At 60.9% G+C, this 18,304-nt stretch carries 18 protein-coding genes and 1 pseudogene; 11 read left to right on the forward strand and 8 right to left on the reverse strand.

Annotated elements, in window-relative coordinates:
- The first annotated feature begins 48 nt into the window (after positions 1 to 48).
- A complete protein-coding gene (locus tag LJX92_RS11480; protein ID WP_078821554.1) occupies positions 49 to 945 on the forward strand; it encodes a LysR family transcriptional regulator in 897 nt (298 codons plus the stop codon).
- Here LJX92_RS11480 and dhaL read toward each other — a convergent pair.
- From dhaL to LJX92_RS11515, 7 genes are all read right to left on the reverse strand, one after another.
- Positions 902 to 1,549 carry a dihydroxyacetone kinase subunit DhaL gene (dhaL, locus tag LJX92_RS11485; RefSeq protein WP_005788858.1) on the reverse strand — a complete coding sequence of 216 codons (648 nt, stop codon included), beginning with the start codon at positions 1,547 to 1,549 and terminating at the stop codon, positions 902 to 904. The two genes, LJX92_RS11480 and dhaL, sit on opposite strands and share 44 nt — an antisense overlap.
- Positions 1,550 to 1,551: 2 nt before the next feature.
- Positions 1,552 to 2,553 (reverse strand): dihydroxyacetone kinase subunit DhaK, encoded by a 1,002-nt coding sequence (locus LJX92_RS11490; RefSeq protein ID WP_032876100.1) that lies wholly within the window; start codon positions 2,551 to 2,553, stop codon positions 1,552 to 1,554.
- A gap of 157 nt (positions 2,554 to 2,710) precedes the next feature.
- Positions 2,711 to 3,826: an MDR/zinc-dependent alcohol dehydrogenase-like family protein gene (locus LJX92_RS11495; RefSeq protein ID WP_032876099.1), complete on the reverse strand. Its 1,116-nt coding sequence runs from the start codon at positions 3,824 to 3,826 to the stop codon at positions 2,711 to 2,713.
- 27 nt (positions 3,827 to 3,853) lie between these two features.
- A complete protein-coding gene (locus LJX92_RS11500; protein ID WP_032876097.1) occupies positions 3,854 to 4,609 on the reverse strand; it encodes an SDR family oxidoreductase in 756 nt (251 codons plus the stop codon).
- A 153-nt stretch (positions 4,610 to 4,762) separates the two neighbouring features.
- A complete protein-coding gene (locus tag LJX92_RS11505; RefSeq protein ID WP_228309780.1) occupies positions 4,763 to 5,770 on the reverse strand; it encodes a substrate-binding domain-containing protein in 1,008 nt (335 codons plus the stop codon).
- Between the two features lie 34 nt (positions 5,771 to 5,804).
- A complete protein-coding gene (locus LJX92_RS11510) occupies positions 5,805 to 6,782 on the reverse strand; it encodes an ABC transporter permease (protein ID WP_005788849.1) in 978 nt (325 codons plus the stop codon).
- Positions 6,779 to 8,266: a sugar ABC transporter ATP-binding protein gene (locus LJX92_RS11515; RefSeq protein WP_228309781.1), complete on the reverse strand. Its 1,488-nt coding sequence runs from the start codon at positions 8,264 to 8,266 to the stop codon at positions 6,779 to 6,781. Before LJX92_RS11515 ends, LJX92_RS11510 begins: the two co-directional genes overlap by 4 nt.
- 283 nt (positions 8,267 to 8,549) lie before the next feature.
- Between LJX92_RS11515 and rpiB the strand changes: the two genes are divergently transcribed.
- The 3 genes from rpiB (at position 8,550) to LJX92_RS11530 (ending at position 12,018) form a co-directional block, all read left to right on the forward strand.
- Positions 8,550 to 9,011 carry a ribose 5-phosphate isomerase B gene (gene rpiB, locus LJX92_RS11520; RefSeq protein WP_032876090.1) on the forward strand — a complete coding sequence of 154 codons (462 nt, stop codon included), beginning with the start codon at positions 8,550 to 8,552 and terminating at the stop codon, positions 9,009 to 9,011.
- Positions 9,012 to 9,074: 63 nt separating this feature from the next.
- Positions 9,075 to 10,055, forward strand: a complete 981-nt coding sequence (locus tag LJX92_RS11525) for a sugar-binding transcriptional regulator (protein ID WP_005788844.1) — start codon at positions 9,075 to 9,077, stop codon at positions 10,053 to 10,055.
- A 394-nt stretch (positions 10,056 to 10,449) separates the two neighbouring features.
- A complete protein-coding gene (locus LJX92_RS11530) occupies positions 10,450 to 12,018 on the forward strand; it encodes a TerC family protein (protein ID WP_228309782.1) in 1,569 nt (522 codons plus the stop codon).
- 85 nt (positions 12,019 to 12,103) lie between these two features.
- Here the strand turns inward: LJX92_RS11530 and LJX92_RS11535 are convergent.
- Positions 12,104 to 12,328 (reverse strand): annotated as a pseudogene (locus LJX92_RS11535) (thioredoxin); the annotation flags it as partial.
- 325 nt (positions 12,329 to 12,653) lie between these two features.
- Here LJX92_RS11535 and LJX92_RS11540 point away from each other — a divergent pair.
- The 7 genes from LJX92_RS11540 to LJX92_RS11570 all read left to right on the forward strand — a co-directional run bounded on the left by LJX92_RS11540 (position 12,654) and on the right by LJX92_RS11570 (position 18,226).
- Positions 12,654 to 13,502: a transporter substrate-binding domain-containing protein gene (locus tag LJX92_RS11540; RefSeq protein ID WP_005788838.1), complete on the forward strand. Its 849-nt coding sequence runs from the start codon at positions 12,654 to 12,656 to the stop codon at positions 13,500 to 13,502.
- 52 nt (positions 13,503 to 13,554) lie between these two features.
- Complete coding sequence (locus LJX92_RS11545) at positions 13,555 to 14,217, forward strand: amino acid ABC transporter permease (RefSeq protein ID WP_005788836.1); 663 nt, start codon at positions 13,555 to 13,557, stop codon at positions 14,215 to 14,217.
- 12 nt (positions 14,218 to 14,229) lie between these two features.
- Positions 14,230 to 14,892 (forward strand): amino acid ABC transporter permease, encoded by a 663-nt coding sequence (locus LJX92_RS11550; protein WP_032876082.1) that lies wholly within the window; start codon positions 14,230 to 14,232, stop codon positions 14,890 to 14,892.
- Positions 14,889 to 15,671, forward strand: a complete 783-nt coding sequence (locus tag LJX92_RS11555; RefSeq protein WP_103734357.1) for an amino acid ABC transporter ATP-binding protein — start codon at positions 14,889 to 14,891, stop codon at positions 15,669 to 15,671. Before LJX92_RS11550 ends, LJX92_RS11555 begins: the two co-directional genes overlap by 4 nt.
- Before the next feature lie 15 nt (positions 15,672 to 15,686).
- Positions 15,687 to 16,076, forward strand: a complete 390-nt coding sequence (locus tag LJX92_RS11560; RefSeq protein ID WP_005788829.1) for a RidA family protein — start codon at positions 15,687 to 15,689, stop codon at positions 16,074 to 16,076.
- Positions 16,077 to 16,243: 167 nt separating this feature from the next.
- A complete protein-coding gene (locus LJX92_RS11565) occupies positions 16,244 to 17,008 on the forward strand; it encodes an IclR family transcriptional regulator (RefSeq protein WP_032876076.1) in 765 nt (254 codons plus the stop codon).
- Positions 17,009 to 17,017: 9 nt separating this feature from the next.
- Positions 17,018 to 18,226, forward strand: a complete 1,209-nt coding sequence (locus tag LJX92_RS11570) for an amino acid deaminase (RefSeq protein WP_005788824.1) — start codon at positions 17,018 to 17,020, stop codon at positions 18,224 to 18,226.
- Positions 18,227 to 18,304: the final 78 nt, after the last annotated feature.

Here is an 18,304-nt window from a genome sequence, read left to right on the forward strand (position 1 = left end):
TTTGTTAGGCACCAGGAAGTACTTCATTACCTTTGAGCTAATACTGCCATGGAAATCCGCCATTTTCGTTACTTCCTGGCCGTGGCCCGGCAGCGCAATTTCACCCGCGCCGCCGAGCAATTGGGCATTGCGCCGCCGACCCTGAGCCGGCAAATCCAGGACATGGAAACCAGCCTGGGCACGCGCTTGTTTGTCCGCCGGCAGCGCGAAGTCAGCCTCACCGAAGCAGGTGCCGCGCTGCTGAGCGAGGCCGAAGCCGCCGTGCGCCAATTCGAGTTCGCCCAGCGCAATGCCCAGCGCGCCGGGCGTGGCGAGATCGGGCATATTGAGTTGGGCTACGTGGCCTCGGCGCTGTACTGCGGGCTGTTGCAGCGCCAGGTACGGGGGTTCAGCCAGGCGTTTGCCGATGTGAACGTGAACCTGCGCGAATGGGCTATGGCTGCGCTACCGGGCGCGGTGGCAGATGGGCGCTGCGATATCGGTTATATCCGTTCGCCGATGACTCTGCCGGACGGCGTGGAGGCGGTGCGCCTGGACAGCGAAGGCTTTGTGCTGGCGCTGGCCCATGATTCCTGGCTGCTGGGGCTTAAGGCAATCACCTGCGAGCACCTGGAAAACGAGACGTTTATCTTGCCGGAACAAATCAGCGGCACCCTGCATGTCGCCGCCCAGGGCGGCTACGCACCGCGCCTCGGCGCGCAGCCGGGCGGGTTGGTGGCGGTGGTGGCCCTGGTGTCGTTGGGGCAGGGGGTTGCGGTAGTGCCGGCATCGATGGTCGGGCATGTGAGCCTGCCGGGCGTGGTGTATCGCAATATCCAGGGCAATGAGGCTTCGTCGTGGTTGTCGTTGATTTACCGGCGTTTTGAAAAAGCGCCGGCGGTGGCGCGGTATATCCAGCAGGTCAAGCAGTCAGTCGCGGCTGCACCGAGTCGGCCAGGCGCGTAAGAATCAGGCAGCACGACACCGCCCCGGCGTCCAGCACCCCGAGAGAGCGCTCGCCCAGGCGACTGGCGCGGCCGATCTTGGCCACCAGGTCCTTGGTCGAATCGCGCCCCTGGGAGGCGGCGGTTTTCATCGCCTCCAGCGCATCGTTGAAAGACGCCCCGGATGCATGTGCCTGTTCAAACGCCTCTACTGCAGGAATAAGGGTATCCATCAGGCACTTGTCGCCCACGCCCGCCTCGGTGATGTCCTGCAGTGAGGTCAGGCCGCCGCGCAACAGATGGGCGAAGGTCGCGGCGTCGATGTCTTCACAATTGCGCACTTCGTCGGCCATGCCAATAAACAGGCTGCCATACAGCGGGCCCATGGAGCCGCCGATGCCTTCCATCAGGCTCAGGGTCAGTTCATCCAGGGCTTGGGCCAGGCTCAGTTGGCGGCCCTCGATAGTGCGACCGCAGTGGGCGAAGCCCTTGGCCATGTTGATGCCGTGGTCGCCGTCGCCAATGGCGCCGTCGACTTCGCTGAGGTATTCGCGATTGGCCACGATGACGCTGACCAGGTCGGCAACGATGGCGCTGCCGTCACGGGTGGAAAAGTGCTGGCTCATGTTTACTCCGCCTGGGTCATGCCGATGGAACGGCAGGGTTGGTCGATCAGGGTTTTCAGCTCGGCGTCGAGGCCGAGCAGGGTCAGGGTCACACCCATCATTTCCAGGGAGGTGAAGTAGTTGCCGACGTAGCAACGGTGAATCTTCAAGCCCTTGGCCTTGAGTTGTTTTTCCACCTCGGCGTAGAAAATGTACAGCTCCATCACTGGCGTGGCGCCAAGGCCCGAGACCAGCACCACCACACTGTCGTCCTGGCTGAAGTCGCGGTCGGCCAGGATCGGCGCAAGCATGCGCTCGGCCATGGCCGCAGCCGGTTCAATCGGAATGACTTCGATGCCCGGCTCGCCATGATGGCCGATGCCCAGTTCCATCTGGCCGTCAGGGATCTGGAAGTTCGGCTTGCCGACGGCGGCGATGGTGCAGGGCGTGAGGCCGATACCGATCGAGCGGCAGTGGTCGACGGTCTTCTGCGCGACGCGAATCACCCCGTCGAGGTCGTAATGCTGGGCGGCGGCGGCACCGCCGATCTTCCACATGAAGATTTCCCCGGCCACTCCGCGACGCTTGGCGATATCGGCCTTGGGCGCCGAAGCCACGTCGTCGTTGGCCACCACGGTGCGGATGCGCATGTCTTTGCTGGCGGCCATTTTCATCGCCAGCTTGACGTTCATATTGTCGCCGGCGTAGTTGCCATACAGGCAGGCTACGCCCGCGCCATGGTCGGCGGCGCGGAAGGCGTCGAAAAAGCTCTTGGCGGTGGGCGAGGAGAAAATCTCGCCGACGGCCACGGCGTCTACCAGGCCCGGGCCGACATAGCCGAGGAACGCCGGCTCATGCCCGGAGCCGCCGCCGGTGACGATGCCGACCCGACCCTGACCGGAGGGCCGGGCCTTGACGATGACCCGTGGGTTGGTTTCGTACTGGCGTAGTTCGGGGTGCGCGACCAGGATGCCGCGCAGCATGTCTTCGACCACTTGGTCGGGATCGTTGATGACTCGATTCATAACGCGGGTTCCTGTGTTCTTGTTCTAAGGGGTGACACCCCTCCATTGTGGGAGCTGGCTTGCCTGCGATGGCGGTGTGTCAGTTGGGGAATCTTTATCTGATTCACCGCCATCGCAGGCAAGCCAGCTCCCACAGGGTTGTGCGTTGTTGCTGCAATCAGGGTTCGAGGACCACTTTGAGCGATTTATCGCCGCGCTCCATCACCGCAAACGCCTCCTTGAAATCCGCCAGTGCAAACTTGTGGGTCACCACATCGCGCATGTCGATCTTGCGGTTGCCGATAAAGTCGATGGCTCTCGGGTACATATAGGGCCCCAGGTGCGAGCCGAGGATGTCCAGCTCCTTGCGATCGCCAATGATCGACCAATCGACAGTGGCCTCGTCATTGAACACGCTGAACTCGACGAAGCGCCCCAGCTTGCGCAGCATCGCCAGGCCCTGGTTGACCGCCTTGTGGTGCCCGGTGGCTTCGATGTAGATGTCGCAACCGTAGCCGTCGGTGATCTCGCGGATTTTGGCCAGCACATCGACCTCTGCCGGGTTCCAGACTTCGTCGGCGCCCATGCGCAGGGCGAGGGCGGCGCGTTCGGGTTTCATGTCCAGCACGATGAGTTTTTTCGGGTTGCGCAATCGCACCGCGCCGATAATGCCCAGGCCCAAAGTGCCGGCGCCTGCGACCACTACGATGTCGTCATGGTCGACGTTGGCGCGCTCCGCCGCGTGCAGCGAGCAGGCCAGCGGCTCGATCAGGATCGCTTCGTCGGGCGCGATGGATTCCGGCACTTTGTGGATGATGCCTTCCTTGGTGAAAATCATGTACTGGGCCATGGCGCCCTGCACATTATTCTGGAAGCCATACAGGTCATGCTTCTGGCACATCCAGTACTGGCCGTGGTTGCAGAAGCGGCAACCCCAGCACGGCACGATCTGTTCGGAAATCACCCGGTCGCCGACCGCCACGCCGCGCTTTTCGGCGCCTGGGCCAAGGGCGACCACACGGCACACGAACTCATGCCCGGGAATCATCGGCGGTTTTACGTAGCGTGGTTGCTCGGCATCGCCCCAGAACGACGGCGCGCCGCGATAGGTCTTGATATCGCCCATGCAAATGCCGCACAGCTCGACCTTGGTCAGGATCTCGTCGGGGCCGGGGGTGGGTACGTCGACGGTTTCCAGGCGGTAGTCTTCCGGCCCATGGCAGACCACGGCCTGCATGGTTTTGGGGATGCTCGGGGCAAGTTGTTCGGGTGTGCGTTCGGTGACGGTGGACATGACAAGACCTCACGACATAAAGATGAATTACTGAATGCTGTAGCCGCCGTCGATCACCATGTTGGCGCCGGTGATCATCTGCGCGGCATCGCTGAGCAGGTATAGCGCCAGCCCGGCGATTTCTTCCGGCTGGGCAAAACGCCCCGCCGGGATCTGCAATTTGGCCCGCTCACCCACGTCGCCGGCCCAGGCTTTTTTGCCCAGGGCGGTTTCGACGATGGTGGGGGAGATGGCATTGACGTTCACCTGCGGCGCCCACTCCATGGCCAATACCTTGGTCATGCCGACGATGGCGGCTTTGCTGGCGCAGTAGGCGACGTGACGGTCCAGGCCAATCACAGCGGCCTGGGACGCCAGGTTGACGATGCGCCCGCTGCCTTGGGCGAGCATATGTCTGGCGCAGGCCTGGGCCACGAAGAAACTCGCCTTGAGGTTGATGTCCAGGGTAGTGTCCCAGGCGCTTTCGCTGACCTCGATGGCTTTGTCCAGCAACACCACGCCTGCGCTGTTGATCAGGTAATCCAGGCGTTGGAAATGTGTGAATACGCGGTCGATGGCGGGTTGTATCTGGCCGGTCTGGCCGAGGTCGACGGCAATGCCCAGGTGCCCGGCACCCAGGCTGGCGGCCACCTCGACCACGGCCGGGTCGCGGTCCAGCAGCGCCACCCTTGCGCCGCGTTCCGCCAGTAAGTTGGCGCAGGCCAGACCAATGCCGGCGGCGCCACCGGTGATGACAGCGCAACGGCCGCTGAGGTCGAAGGCTTGGTTCCAGAAACCAGACATGAATAACTCCCGTTACAGATCAAAAGGTAGAACGCGGTCCAATGTGGGAGCTGGCTTGCCTGCGATTGCATCGACCCGGTCTACCTGATGCACCCAGGTGCCTGCATCGCAGGCAAGCCAGCTCCCACAGTTGACTGTGTTTCCAGCCACTGACTACTTGCCGCCGCTGACTTGCTTGTACAGCGCATCCGCATTGGCATTGGTCACCGGCACCCACGGCAGGATGTAGTTCCTGGCCGTGCCGTCATCCCATTTCACGTCCTTGGCGTAGCGCTTCCAGATCACCGATTGCGGCTTGTAGTCCTCACCGGCCAGGGCGCGCAGGGCCACGTCCAGTGCGCCTTGGGATTGGGCCTGGGCGTCCTGGAGGAATGTGGTGACTTCGTCTTTTTTTGCCGCCTGGATCGCATCCGGCATACCGTCGATGGAGGTCACGGGTACCTCTTTGGAGGTCAGTCCGTGGGACTTCAGGGCCTGCACAGCGCCGAGGGCCATGTCGTCGTTCTGGGCGATCACGCCGTTGATACCCTTGGGGTGGGCGTTGAGCCAGTCTTCGGTGAGGGTCATGGCCTGGGCGCGGTCCCAGTTGGCGGTTTTCTTCTCGATGATCTTGATATCAGGGTGTTTGCCCAACACTTCCAGCTCGCCTTTTTCCCGGTCGATCTGCGCCGACTGGCCAATCGGGCCCTGGATGATCACCACGTTGCCCTTGCCGTTGAGCTTGTCGACCATGGCCTGGGCTTGCAGGCGACCACCTTCCACGTCGTCGTTACCGACATACGGCACGTTGGCATCGGCTACTTTCGTATTGGAGGCGATGACCACCACGTCGTTGCTCATGGCCGCCTTGACTGTGCCGACGCCGGCCTTGGTATCAATGGGCACGAACAGAATCGCGTCGTAGCGTTGGGTCACCATGTTTTCGATCTGGTTGTTCTGGGTCAGGGCGTCGTAGTTGCCGTCGAATACGGTCAACTGCACGGTGCCATCCTTGACGGCCGGATGTTCCTTGAGCTCACGCACCCAGTTCTGCATGAACTGGCCCTTGAGGCCGTAGACGGCTGCGCCGATCTTGTAGGTCTTGCCATCGGCTGCCATGGCGACACTGCTGGCGAGCAGGGAGAGGGCCGCCGCGGCGGCCAGGGTAGTACCCAGTTTCATAAGTCGAACTCCAGTTATTGTTATCGGTCGTTCTTCAGCGTTTTTTCTTGCGCCACACGTCGATCAGTACTGCGAACACGATGATCAGGCCCTTGGCGACCTGCTGGTAATAGGAGGACACGCCGAGCAGGTTCAGGCCGTTGTTGATCACACCGATCAGCAGCGCCCCGAACAAGGTGCCGACAATGCTACCGGTACCGCCCGACAGGCTGGTGCCGCCGATCACCACCGCGGCAATCGCGTCCAGCTCATAGGAAACCCCGGCCTGGGGCAGGGCAGAGGTGGTACGTGCCGACAACACCACGCCGGCCAATCCGGCGAGCAGGCCCGAAACCACGTACACCGAAAACATCACCTTGCGCACGCCGATGCCGGAGGTGCGTGCGCTTTTTTCATTGCCGCCTACCGCGTACACGTAGCGGCCGTAGGTGGTGTAGCGCAGCACCATCCAGAAGATCAGCGCGACCACAGCGAAGATAATGATCGGCACGCCCACTGGGCCGATCTTGCCGATACCCAGCGCCAGGTAGGCGTCGGGCAGGTCGGTGATCGGGCTGCCGTCGTTGAGGATAAAGGTCATGCCGCGGGCGATGCTGAGCATACCCAGGGTGGCCACGAACGGCGGGATCGACAGGTTGGCGACCATAAAACCGTTGACCACGCCAAGCATCGCCCCGGCAAACATCCCGGCGCTGACTGCCGCCAACAGGCCATAGCCCTGGGTGGCGACCATCGCGCTGCACAATCCGGCAAAGGCCAGGATCGAACCTACCGACAAGTCGATGCCCTTGGTCAGGATCACATAGGTCATGCCCACGGCGAGGATGCCGTTGATGGAGGTCTGGCGCAGGATGTCCATCCAGTTACGCCAGGTCATGAAGTATTCGCTGGAAAACGCCATCACCACGCACAGCAGGATAAACACCAGCGGCAGGCCGAAGCGGTCCAGAGACAGGCGCAAGCGGTTGCGTGGCGCGGTGGTGACAGGGGCGGCAAGGGTTTTGGCATTCATGAGGCAAGACTCAACAAGGCTTCCTGGGAAAGGGCAGTGTCGGTGCTGATGGTCACCAGCCGGCCGCCCTTGAATACGGCAATGCGATCACTCAAGTGCAGCAGTTCCGGAGCTTCGGACGACACCACAATGGCGGCGCCGCCGGCCCGTACGAACTGGTCGAGCAGGTGGTAGATCTCCTGCTTGGCGCCTTCATCGATGCCGCGGGTGGGTTCGTCGCAAAGCAGGCACACCGGCTCGGTGGACAGGCATTTGGCGAGCACGACTTTTTGTTGGTTGCCGCCGCTCATGGACGCCACCGGCAGGTCCAGAGAGCTGGTCTTGATCTGCAGGCGCTTGACCATGTCTTCGGCCAGTTGGGCTTCCTTGCGCGCATTGATCAGCGACCAACTCGACAAACGCTTGTAGGCCGACAGCGCGATGTTCGAGAGGATGCTGCCGGTCAGCACCAGGCCACTGTCCTTGCGGTCTTCGGTGACCAGCGACATACCGGCGTTGATGGTGGCCTTGGGCAGTCCGATGGGCATGGGCTTGCCTTGCAGGGTGACGCTGCCGGAATCGGCTACGGTCAGGCCGTAGATGCAGTTGAGAAACTCACTGCGCCCGGAGCCCATCAGCCCGTAAATGCCAAGAATTTCGCCACGGCGCAATTGCAGGCTGATGTCGTGGAACTCGCCGTTGCGGCTCAGGTTGTCGACTTGCAGGCAGGTGTCGGCGGCGCATTCACGGCCGACCTTGTGGTCGATGCGCGTCAGTTCCTGGCCGACAATACCGCGCACCAGGTGGTCGCGGTCGATATCGGCCATGCGCCCGCTTTCCACAAAGGCACCATCGCGAAAGATGCTGTAGTCATCGGCGATCTGCGCCAGTTCGCTCAAGCGATGGGACACATACACGATACCGGCACCCCGTGCAGTGAGGCGGCGAATGGCCTTGAACAGGGTTTCTGCCTCGCGCTCGCCGATGGCCGAGGTGGGCTCGTCCATGATCATCACCTGGCAGTCATGGCTGAACGCCTTGGCGATTTCCACCAGTTGAATTTGCGCCACGCTCAAGCGGTGCATGGGGCTGGTGGCGTCGACGTCGAACTCCAGGCTTTCCAGCAGCTCGCGGGTGCGGCGATTCAGGGCCTTGCTGTCGACAATGCAACCGGCGCGGCGCGGCTCGCGGCCCAGCCAGATGTTTTCGGCGACGGTCATGTAGGGGATGGGTTCGAGCTCCTGGGTGATCATCGCGATCCCCGAGGCCAAGGCTTCACTCGGGCGATTGAACTGCACCGGTGCGCCGTTGAGCAGAATGCTGCCGGCGTCACGCTGGGTGATGCCCATCAGGATGCCCAGGAAGGTCGACTTGCCGGCACCGTTGCCGCCGCACAGGGCGTGGACGCTGCCGGCGCGTAGAGAGAGGCGTCCGTCACGCAGGGCTGGCACCCCGGCGTAAGCCTTGGCGACGTGTTCAGCCTGGAGCAGTAATGGCTTGGCCATCGGCGTGTCCTCGTGCTGTGAATTCTTATTAGGTCGCACAGTCATGTTTCGCTGTGATCATATGTGTATCAAATGAAATTCTGATCAGTCAATCTCTTTCATTAAAAAGCGTTGATTCTCATCTGGAGTGACTATATCGGCTGTTTAGCCCGCTTTGACTGCAAGGTCAGTTAAATCTCGCTTGACATGAAGGGCATAATGATCGCGAAATGACTGAGCGAAATTTCATTGAGTGATCATATGATCAGTCTTAATCTAGATCAGGGCAGCGGAGCCAGACGCCATGAACACACCTTTTCCGGTGGCTATCGGATGCGATGAAGCGGGTTTTGAGCTTAAAGAGCTGTTGAAGCGCCATATCGAGGCGCTGGGTTACCCGGTCACTGACTTCGGTACCCATTCCATCGCGCCGGTGCTCTATCCGGACATCGCGCTGGCTGTGGCCAACGCTATCAGCGCCGGGCAGCAGCGCCTCGGTGTGCTGGTGTGCGGCACCGGCATCGGCATGGCCATCTCGGCCAACAAGGTGTTGGGTATCCGCGCGGCTCAGGCCCATGACACCTATTCGGCGGAGCGGGCGCGCAAGAGCAACGATGCGCAGATTCTGTCCATCGGTGCGCGGGTGATCGGCGCCGAACTGGCCAAGAGCATTGTCACGGCGTTCCTGGCCTCGGAGTTCGAGGTGGCGCGTTCCGGGGCCAAGGTCGAGCGCATCAACGCAATCGAGCGCGATGGGCATCAGTAGTGGACGGCACGGGGCAAGAGTCGGGAGAATGCGCCTTTGACGCCGAAACGGAAGCCCGTCCCCATGAGTGACAGTACCCAGCGCATGGCCAGCGATATCGATCAAATGACCGAAGTGGCGATGCTCTATTACCTTGAGAACGTCACTCAGGAAGCCATTGCCAAGCGCTTTGACCTGTCGCGGGCCAAAGTCAGCCGCCTGCTCAAGCGTGCGCGAGATGAAGGCATTGTCGAGGTGCGCGTGTTGCAGCACCCGGCGATGAACAACGAACTGGAACGCGCGTTGGTGGAGCGCTTCAAGCTCGACCGCGCCTTGATCGCCGTTGACCATAGCGACCCCGACACCCAGCGCTCGGCAGTCGCTAGCCTGGTCGCCAACTACCTGAACAAAACCTTGGGCGATGGCATGATCGTCGCCGTGGGCATGGGCCGTAACGTCGGCGCGGTGGCCGATAACGTGTTCCTGCCGGTGACGCGCAACTGCACGTTCGTATGTGCTATCGGTGGTTCGCTCAAGGCCGGCGAGTACATGAACCCCGACCATATCTGCCGGCGCCTTGCACTGCGCTTTGGCGGCGAGAGCGAAAGCCTGTACGCCCCGGCGCTGGTGGCCAACCCGGAACTGCGCGGTGTGTTGATCAATAACGACACGGTACGCTCCACCCTCGACCGCGCCCGGCGTGCCGACATTGCCCTGATCGGCATTGGTGATATGAGCGAAAACAGCAACATGGTGCGCATGGGCTGGTTCTCGCCCCAGGAAATCGCCCAGGCGCGGTTGTCCGGCACGGTGGGCGATATGATGGGCTATGACTTTATCGATATTCACGGCCAGCCGGCGGTCAACGCCATTCAAGGCCGAGTGATCGGGTTGACGGTGCAGGAGCTGTTCCGCATCCCGGATGTGGTGGCGATTGCCAGTGAAAACACCAAGGCCGCGGCGACGCTGGGGGCGTTGCGGTCGGGGGTGATCAATACGCTGGCGACGACCGTCACCAATGCCCACACCATCCTGGCGCTGGATGATGCCACCCGAAAGTCTTGATACCACACCGTTCCAAATGTGGAATGGGGGGCTTGTGTGGGAGGGGGCTTGCTCCCGATAGCGGTGTGTCAGCCAGCTTATATATTGACTGACACACCGCCATCGGGAGCAAGCCCCCTCCCACATTGGTTTTGCATCGGCTGGAAGACAGGTTTTGTAATAGTTTTGCTATGTGGGAATTGTGTATTTGGGCTGTAGGATTCAAGTCCTTTTGTTATTTCAGGACTTGCATGAACACCCTCTCGGAGCCTCCCAGTCGTCTTTCCCCAAGACACTTACTGTCGCTGTTCCCCCTGAAGCACCCCGTATTCCGACTGCTAACCTTGTCCCGGTCCACTGACCGCGCATTGCCGTGTCCGGCATTCTGAAAACTTTGAATACAGAGACTCTATAAATGGAATGGTTAGCGGATCCAACGGCCTGGCTGGGCCTGGCGACCTTGATTGTGCTGGAACTGGTGCTGGGTATCGACAACCTGGTGTTTATCGCGATCCTGGCAGACAAGTTGCCGCCGGAGCAGCGTGACCGTGCACGTTTGATCGGTTTGTCCCTGGCGTTGCTGATGCGTCTGGGCCTGTTGGCGAGTATTTCCTGGTTGGTGACCCTCACCCAGCCGTTGTTCGAGGTGTTCGACAAGAGCTTTTCCGGCCGTGACCTGATCATGCTGTTCGGTGGTGTGTTCCTGTTGTTCAAGGCCACCATGGAGCTGCACGAACGCCTGGAAGGCCACGTGGCCCAGCACAAGGGCAATGTGGCTTATGCGATGTTCTGGCCGATCGTGGCGCAGATCGTGGTGCTCGACGCAGTGTTCTCCCTCGATGCGGTGATTACCGCAGTGGGCATGGTCGATGAGTTGGCGGTGATGATGATCGCGGTGATCGTGTCCATCGGTTTGATGATCGTGGCGAGCAAGCCGCTGACCCGTTTCGTCAACGCCCACCCTACGGTCATCATGCTGTGCCTGGGCTTCTTGATGATGATCGGTTTCGCCCTGACCGCCGAAGGCTTGGGCTTCCATATTCCCAAGGGCTACCTGTACGCGGCCATTGGTTTCTCGATTCTGATCGAGGTGTTCAACCAGATTGCCCGCTCGCGTCGCAAGAAATCGGCACAAGGTGTGCTGCCGGTGCGTGAGCGTACGGCCCATGCAGTGATGCGTTTATTGGGTGGCCGCAGCCTGGCGGTGGAAGAGGTGGGTGAAGATGTCGCTGACTTGCTGGGCGAGCCGGATACGGCGCAGGGCCCGCTGTTTGATCGGCGTGAGCGGGTGATGATCAGCGGTGTGCTGCAACTGGCCGAACGGCCGATTCGTACCCTGATGACACCACGGGCCAAGGTTGACTGCATCGACCTGGCGGACGATCCCGACACGATCCGCCTGAAGCTGATGCATTCGTCCTACTCGCGTTTGCCGCTGATCCGCAACGGTGCGGTGGATGAACCCTTGGGCTTTGTGCACAAGAAGGAACTGCTCAAGGAGTACCTGGCCGGTAACGAGCCGAACCTGGAGCACCTGGCGCGCCGGGCGATCAACCTGCTGGAGAGCTTTTCGATCCTCAATGCCCTGGAGCAGATGCGCCAGGAGTCCACCCACATCGCCTTCGTGATCAACGAATTCGGGGACTTCATGGGCGTGTTGAGCATGACCGATATTCTGGAGTCCATCGCCGGTGAATTGCCCGATGCCAGCGAAATCGAAGGGCCGGACATCGTCGAGCAGAACGACGGCTTTCGTGCCAACGGTGCCTTGAACCTCAATCTGGTGCGTCAGCGCACGGGCTTCAAGGCTGCGGCGACCGAGGATTATCAAACCCTGGCGGGGTTGGTGATGAGCCTGCTCGACCGTTTGCCGGTGGTGGGCGATAGCCTGGAACATGAGGGTTGGCGTTTGACGGTAGCTGAAGTGGAGGAGCGTCGAGTGACGCAAGTGCACTTGCGCCCTTGCTCAGGTCATAACGGTTGAAGATGTCTGTTACGCACTGCTCTTGCTCTTCAAGTGGGCCGAAGCCCTTGAGTTTTTCTACCACGATTCCCTCCTGGTAGATCAGTAGCGTCGGGGTGCCTGTCACATCAGGGTGCCTCGGCGTATGGGCGCAATCGAGTACCAAACTGACTAGCCAGGGATGCTTCCAAGCGGCCTGTTCGAATAAGGAGCCTGCTTGCGCACAGGCAGGGCAGTGCTCGGAAACAAACAGAATGAACACCGGGCGCGGGGTGTTCAGTACCTGATTGAACTCTTTGGCGCTGGAAATTCTGCGCGTGGCGACTCCCATGTCGATCCCCTTCCGGCTGTGTTGGTTTTTGCCAACGCTAAGCCGGTGGGGTACCACCGTCTACTGTCAACCTTCACAGGTGTGCGTCGATCCGAGGCGGTCAGTATGGGGGCGCAGTAACACCGTTGTGGGGCGTTGCGTAGCAACACCCGATGCTGGCGGCGCAAAGCCGTTAAGCGCTTCAATACCTATCTTACTGAACCCTAAAGAGTTTCCCGACCGCATATTTTTCCTCCCGTGGCTGTGGCACACTTTCTGCTGTCTATTCCGTTGTTACATACCAAGTTCCGGTATAACGGAATACACAACCCCTGGAGTGCTTGTCATGCATCACCGACCTTCCGTATTCAAAGCGTGTGTTTTTCTTGTTGCCGCATCGGCTTCCTTCACAAGCATGGTGCAGGCGGCGGACAGCAAGCTGGATGATGTGCTCAAGCGCGGGCATCTGATCGTGGGTACAGGCAGTACCAATGCGCCGTGGCACTTCCAGGGAGCGGATGGCAAATTGCAGGGGTTTGATATCGACATCGGCCGCATGGTGGCCAAGGGTTTGTTCAATGACCCGAGCAAGGTCGAGTTTGTGGTGCAGTCATCCGATGCGCGCATTCCCAACCTGCTGACGGACAAGGTTGACATGAGCTGCCAGTTCATCACCGTCACCGCCAGCCGTGCGCAGCAGGTGGCTTTTACTTTGCCGTACTACCGCGAAGGTGTCGGCCTGCTGTTGCCCAACAACAGCAAGTACAAGGAAATCGAAGACCTTCAAGCCGCAGGCGATGACGTGACCGTGGCCGTGCTGCAAAACGTGTACGCCGAAGAGCTGGTGCACCAGGCACTGCCCAAAGCCAAGGTCGACCAGTACGACAGTGTCGACCTGATGTACCAGGCCGTGAACTCCGGTCGCGCCGACGCGGCTGCCACCGATCAGTCCTCGGTCAAATACCTGATGGTGCAGAACCCCGGTCGCTACCGCAGCCCCACTTACGCCTGGAGCCCGCAAACCTACGCGTGTGCGGTCAAGCGTGGCGACCAGGATTGGCTGAATTTCGTCAACACCGCGCTGCATGAAGCCATGACCGGTGTGGAATTTCCCACCTACAAAGCTTCTTTCAAGCAGTGGTTCGGCGTTGACCTGCCAGAACCGGCCATCGGTTTTCCCGTGGAATTCAAATGATCCGGAACAGCCGGGGCGTGCTTGAGCACGCCTCACTCAGGTATTGCCGACCATGAACTATCAGTTGAATTTTGCCGCCGTCTGGCGTGACTTCGACACCTTGCTGGCGGGGCTCGGCCTGGGCCTGCAGTTGGCCCTGCTGTCGATTGCCATCGGCTGCGTGATCGGCCTGCTGATGGCGTTCGCCATGCTGTCCCGGCACCGCGCGTTGCGCATCCTCGCTTCGGTGTACGTGACGGTGGTGCGCAATACGCCGATCCTGGTGTTGATCCTGTTGATCTATTTCGCCTTGCCGTCCCTGGGGATTCGCCTGGACAAAATCCCTTCGTTCATCGTCACCCTGTCGCTGTACGCCGGTGCCTACCTGACCGAAGTATTCCGCGCCGGGCTGTTGAATATTCCCAAGGGCTTGCGTGAAGCGGGGTTGGCGATCGGCCTTGGCGAATGGCGGATTCGCGCCTATATCACCGTGCCGGTGATGCTGCGCAACGTGCTGCCGGCGCTGTCGAACAACTTTATCTCGCTGTTCAAGGACACGTCCCTGGCCGCCGCGATCGCGGTGCCGGAGCTGACCTATTACGCCCGCAAGATCAACGTTGAAAGCTACCGGGTGATTGAAACCTGGCTGGTTACGACCGCGCTCTATGTGGCTGCCTGTTACCTGATTGCCATGCTGCTCCGTTACCTGGAGCAGCGTCTGGCGATCCGTCGTTAAGGAAGGGTTTGCATGTACGAATCCCCCAGTTGGCTGCATGAATTGTGGATCGCCCGCGAGACCCTGTGGGCCGGCTTCCAGGCCAGTGTGTCGGTCTCGGCACTGGCGATTATCTTCGGCACCCTGATCGGTATCGTCGCCGGGTTGATCCTGACCTACGGCAAGTTCTGGATGCGTGCACCGTTTCGTCTGTACGTCGATCTGATCCGAGGCACCCCGGTGTTCGTGCTGGTGTTGGCGTGTTTCTACATGCTCCCGGCCCTGGGCTGGAAAATCAGTGCATTCCAGGCCGGTGCGGTCGGGTTGACCCTGTTCTGTGGCTCCCACGTGTCGGAAATCGTGCGCGGTGCACTGCAAGCCATTCCCCGTGGGCAACTGGAAGCGGGCAAGGCCATTGGCCTGACGTTTTACCAGTCGTTGGGCTATGTGTTGTTGCCCCAGGCCCTGCGTCAGATCCTGCCGACCTGGGTCAATTCCTCTACCGAAATCGTCAAGGCGTCCACTTTGCTGTCGGTGATCGGCGTGGCCGAATTGCTGCTCAGCACCCAGCAGGTGATCGCCCGCACCTTCATGACCCTGGAGTTCTACCTGTTCGCCGGTTTCATGTTCTTTGTCATCAACTACGCCATCGAATTATTCGGGCGCTACATTGAAAAGCGGGTGGCCTTGCCATGAACCAAGCTCAAACCAAACCAGCGCTGCTGGACATTCGTGGCCTGCGTAAACAGTACGGCCAGGTGGAAGTGCTCAAGGGTGTCGATCTGTCGATGCAGCGCGGCAATGTGGTGACGTTGATCGGCTCCAGCGGCTCGGGCAAGACCACCTTGCTGCGTTGCGTGAACTTGCTTGAGGAGTTCCAGGGCGGGCAGATCACCCTGGACGGCGAGTCCATTGGCTACAGCGAGGTCGGCGGCAAGCGCGTACGGCACCCGGAGCGGGTGATTGCCCAACACCGCGCCATGACCGGCATGGCGTTCCAGCAATTCAACCTGTTCCCGCATCTGACCGCGCTGCAAAACGTCACCCTTGGCTTGCTCAAGGTCAAGAAGATGGGCAAGGATGAAGCCGTGGCCCTGGCCGAAAAGTGGCTGGACCGCGTCGGCCTGCTGGAGCGGCGCAACCACTTTCCCGGCCAATTGTCTGGTGGTCAGCAACAGCGCGTGGCGATTGCCCGCGCCATTGCCATGAACCCCAGTCTGATGCTGTTCGACGAGGTCACATCGGCCCTCGATCCGGAGCTGGTAGGCGAAGTGCTCAGCGTGATCAAGGGGCTGGCGGAGGAGGGCATGACCATGTTGCTGGTCACCCACGAAATGCGCTTTGCCTATGAAGTTTCCGACCAGATCGTCTTCATGAACCAGGGCCGCATTGAAGAGCAGGGCACTGCGAAGGACATCTTCGAGCGGCCGCAGTCGCCGCGACTGGCGGAATTTTTAAAGAACATTCGTTTTTAACAAGGAGCAACTTTTATGAGCATTACTCGTTACGGTACCGGCAGCACCGCAGGTGGCGGCCAGCCACGCCCGTTCGCACGTGCGGTGGAGGCCGATGGCTGGCTGTATGTGTCGGGCCAGGTGCCGGCGGTGGATGGCGAAATCATCAGTGGCGGCATCGTCGAGCAAACCCGGCAGACCATGCGCAACGTGGTGGCGATCCTCGAAGAAGCCGGCTATGAGCTCAAGGATGTTGTGCGCGTGGGCGTGTGGCTGGAAGATCCACGGGACTTCTGGAGTTTCAACAAGGTCTTCGGCGAATACTTCACCCCCGAGCACGCCCCGGCGCGGGCTTGTGTGCAGGCCAATATGATGGTTGATTGCAAGGTTGAGATCGACTGCGTGGCCTACAAGAAAAAGGGCTGAATGCCCCCACTCTTGAGATCACTGAAGATCAATGTGGGAGCTGGCTTGCCTGCGATGACGTAGTGCCAGATAACACCTTTGTCACTGACCCACCGTCATCGCGGGCAAGCCCGCTCCCACAGGGGATCACCGTGCAGCAAACACCTTTGACCGGACCCATCACTGCCATGACCGAAGACACCATCAAACGCCGCGCCAAAGGCCTGGACCGTGCGTTCGATATCCTTGATTTTCTCAAGGAGATCGGCCAACCCCTGCGCCCGAATGACATTGCCAGCGGCATCGGCAGCCCCAAGTCCACGGTCTACGAATTGGTCGCGTCGCTGCTGGAGCGGCGCATTCTGGAAACCGTGGGCAAGGACGGTCACGTGTATCTGGGGCGCCAGTTGTATTTCCTCGGCCAGGCGCACCTGCGGCACTTCGACCTAACCCGCGAGGCCGATCACGCCCTGCAGGAAATCGTCAGCCAGACCCACGAAACCGCGCAGATGTGCCTGCTCAACGGGCGCAAGTACACGGTGGCGCTGATGCGCGAAGGCCAGCGGCATTTTCGTATTTCTTCGGATATCGGTGAAAACGCGCCGATCCCGTGGACCGCTTCCGGGCGTTTGTTGCTGGGGCATTTGAGCGACCAGCAGATCATCGAGCTGATCGACCCCGACGATTTCATCCTGCCGGACGGCCTGCGCCTGCCGCTCGATACCTTCCTGGCGCAGATCCGCCAGGCCACCGTCGATGGGTTCTTTTCCTTCGACAGTGTGGCCGACACCTTCACCCATTGCTTCGCCGCCCCGGTGCGGGACGCCCAGGGCATCAGCATTGCGACCCTGTGCATCGTTGCCCCGCGAGCCGATGCCAGCAAGCACTACCACGACTATCGCCGGGTGCTGATCGACAGCGCCAACAGCCTGGCCCGGCGCATCAACGAATAGGAGTTTTCCATGTCTGCCCTCAATGCCGTTGAAAAAGGTGCCGCCGCCGTCGGTGCCCATTTGGTCCGCGATGTCAGCCTGCCGGCGCTGGTGCTGCACCGTGACGCCCTGGAGCACAATATTCGCTGGATGCAGGACTTTGTCAGCCACAGCGGCGCCGAGCTGGCGCCCCACGGCAAGACCAGCATGATGCCTGCGCTGTTCGAGCGCCAGATCACCGCCGGTGCCTGGGGGATCACCCTGGCCAACGCCGTACAAACCCGCGCCGCCTATGCCGGTGGCGTGCGTCGTGTGCTGATGGCCAACCAATTGGTGGGTGCGCCGAACATGGCGCTGATCGCCGACCTGCTGGCCGATCAGGATTTCGACTTCCATTGCATGGTTGATCACCCGGACAACGTCGCGGATCTGGGCCTGTTCTTCGCCGCGCGCGGCCTGCGTCTGAACGTGATGATCGAATACGGCGTGGTCGGCGGCCGGTGTGGCTGTCGCAGCGAGCAGGAAGTGCGTGAACTGGCCCGGGCAATCAAGGCCCAACCGGCATTGGCGTTGACCGGCATCGAAGGCTACGAAGGGGTGATCCACGGCGAGCACGCCATCAGCGGCATCCGTGACTTCGCTGCCAGCCTGGTGCGCCTGGCGGTGGACCTGCAAGACAGCGGCCTGTTCGACCTGCCCAAACCTATCATCACGGCGTCGGGCTCGGCCTGGTACGACCTGATCGCCGAGTCGTTCGAGGCGCAGAACGCTGCCGGTCGTTTCCTCAGTGTGTTGCGCCCAGGCAGCTACGTGGCCCACGACCATGGCATCTACAAAGACGCGCAATGCTGCGTGCTCGACCGACGCAGCGACCTCAACGAGGGCCTGCGCCCGGCGATGGAAGTCTGGGCGCATGTGCAGTCGCTGCCGGAGCCGGGGTTTGCGGTGGTTGCCCTGGGTAAGCGTGACGTGGCCTATGACGCCGGCTTGCCGGTGCCGCTCAAGCGCTACAAGGCCGGGATCGTCCCGGCGCACGGTGATGATGTGAGCGCGTGCAAGGTCACCGCGGTGATGGACCAACATGCGTTCATGACCGTAGCGCCGGGTGTTGAGTTGCGCATTGGCGACATCATTTCGTTTGGCACGTCCCACCCCTGCCTGACCTTCGACAAATGGCAGGTGGGTTGCCTGGTGGATGAGCAGTTGCAGGTGGTCGAGTCGCTGCGTACCTGTTTCTAGACCGCGTCGCACCTATCGGGGGCAAGCCCCCTCCCACATTTGGAATGCATTCCCCTGTGGGAGGGGGCTTGCCCCCGA

The organism is Pseudomonas sp. HN8-3, assembly GCF_020790195.1.
Lineage (GTDB): Bacteria > Pseudomonadota > Gammaproteobacteria > Pseudomonadales > Pseudomonadaceae > Aquipseudomonas > Aquipseudomonas synxantha_A.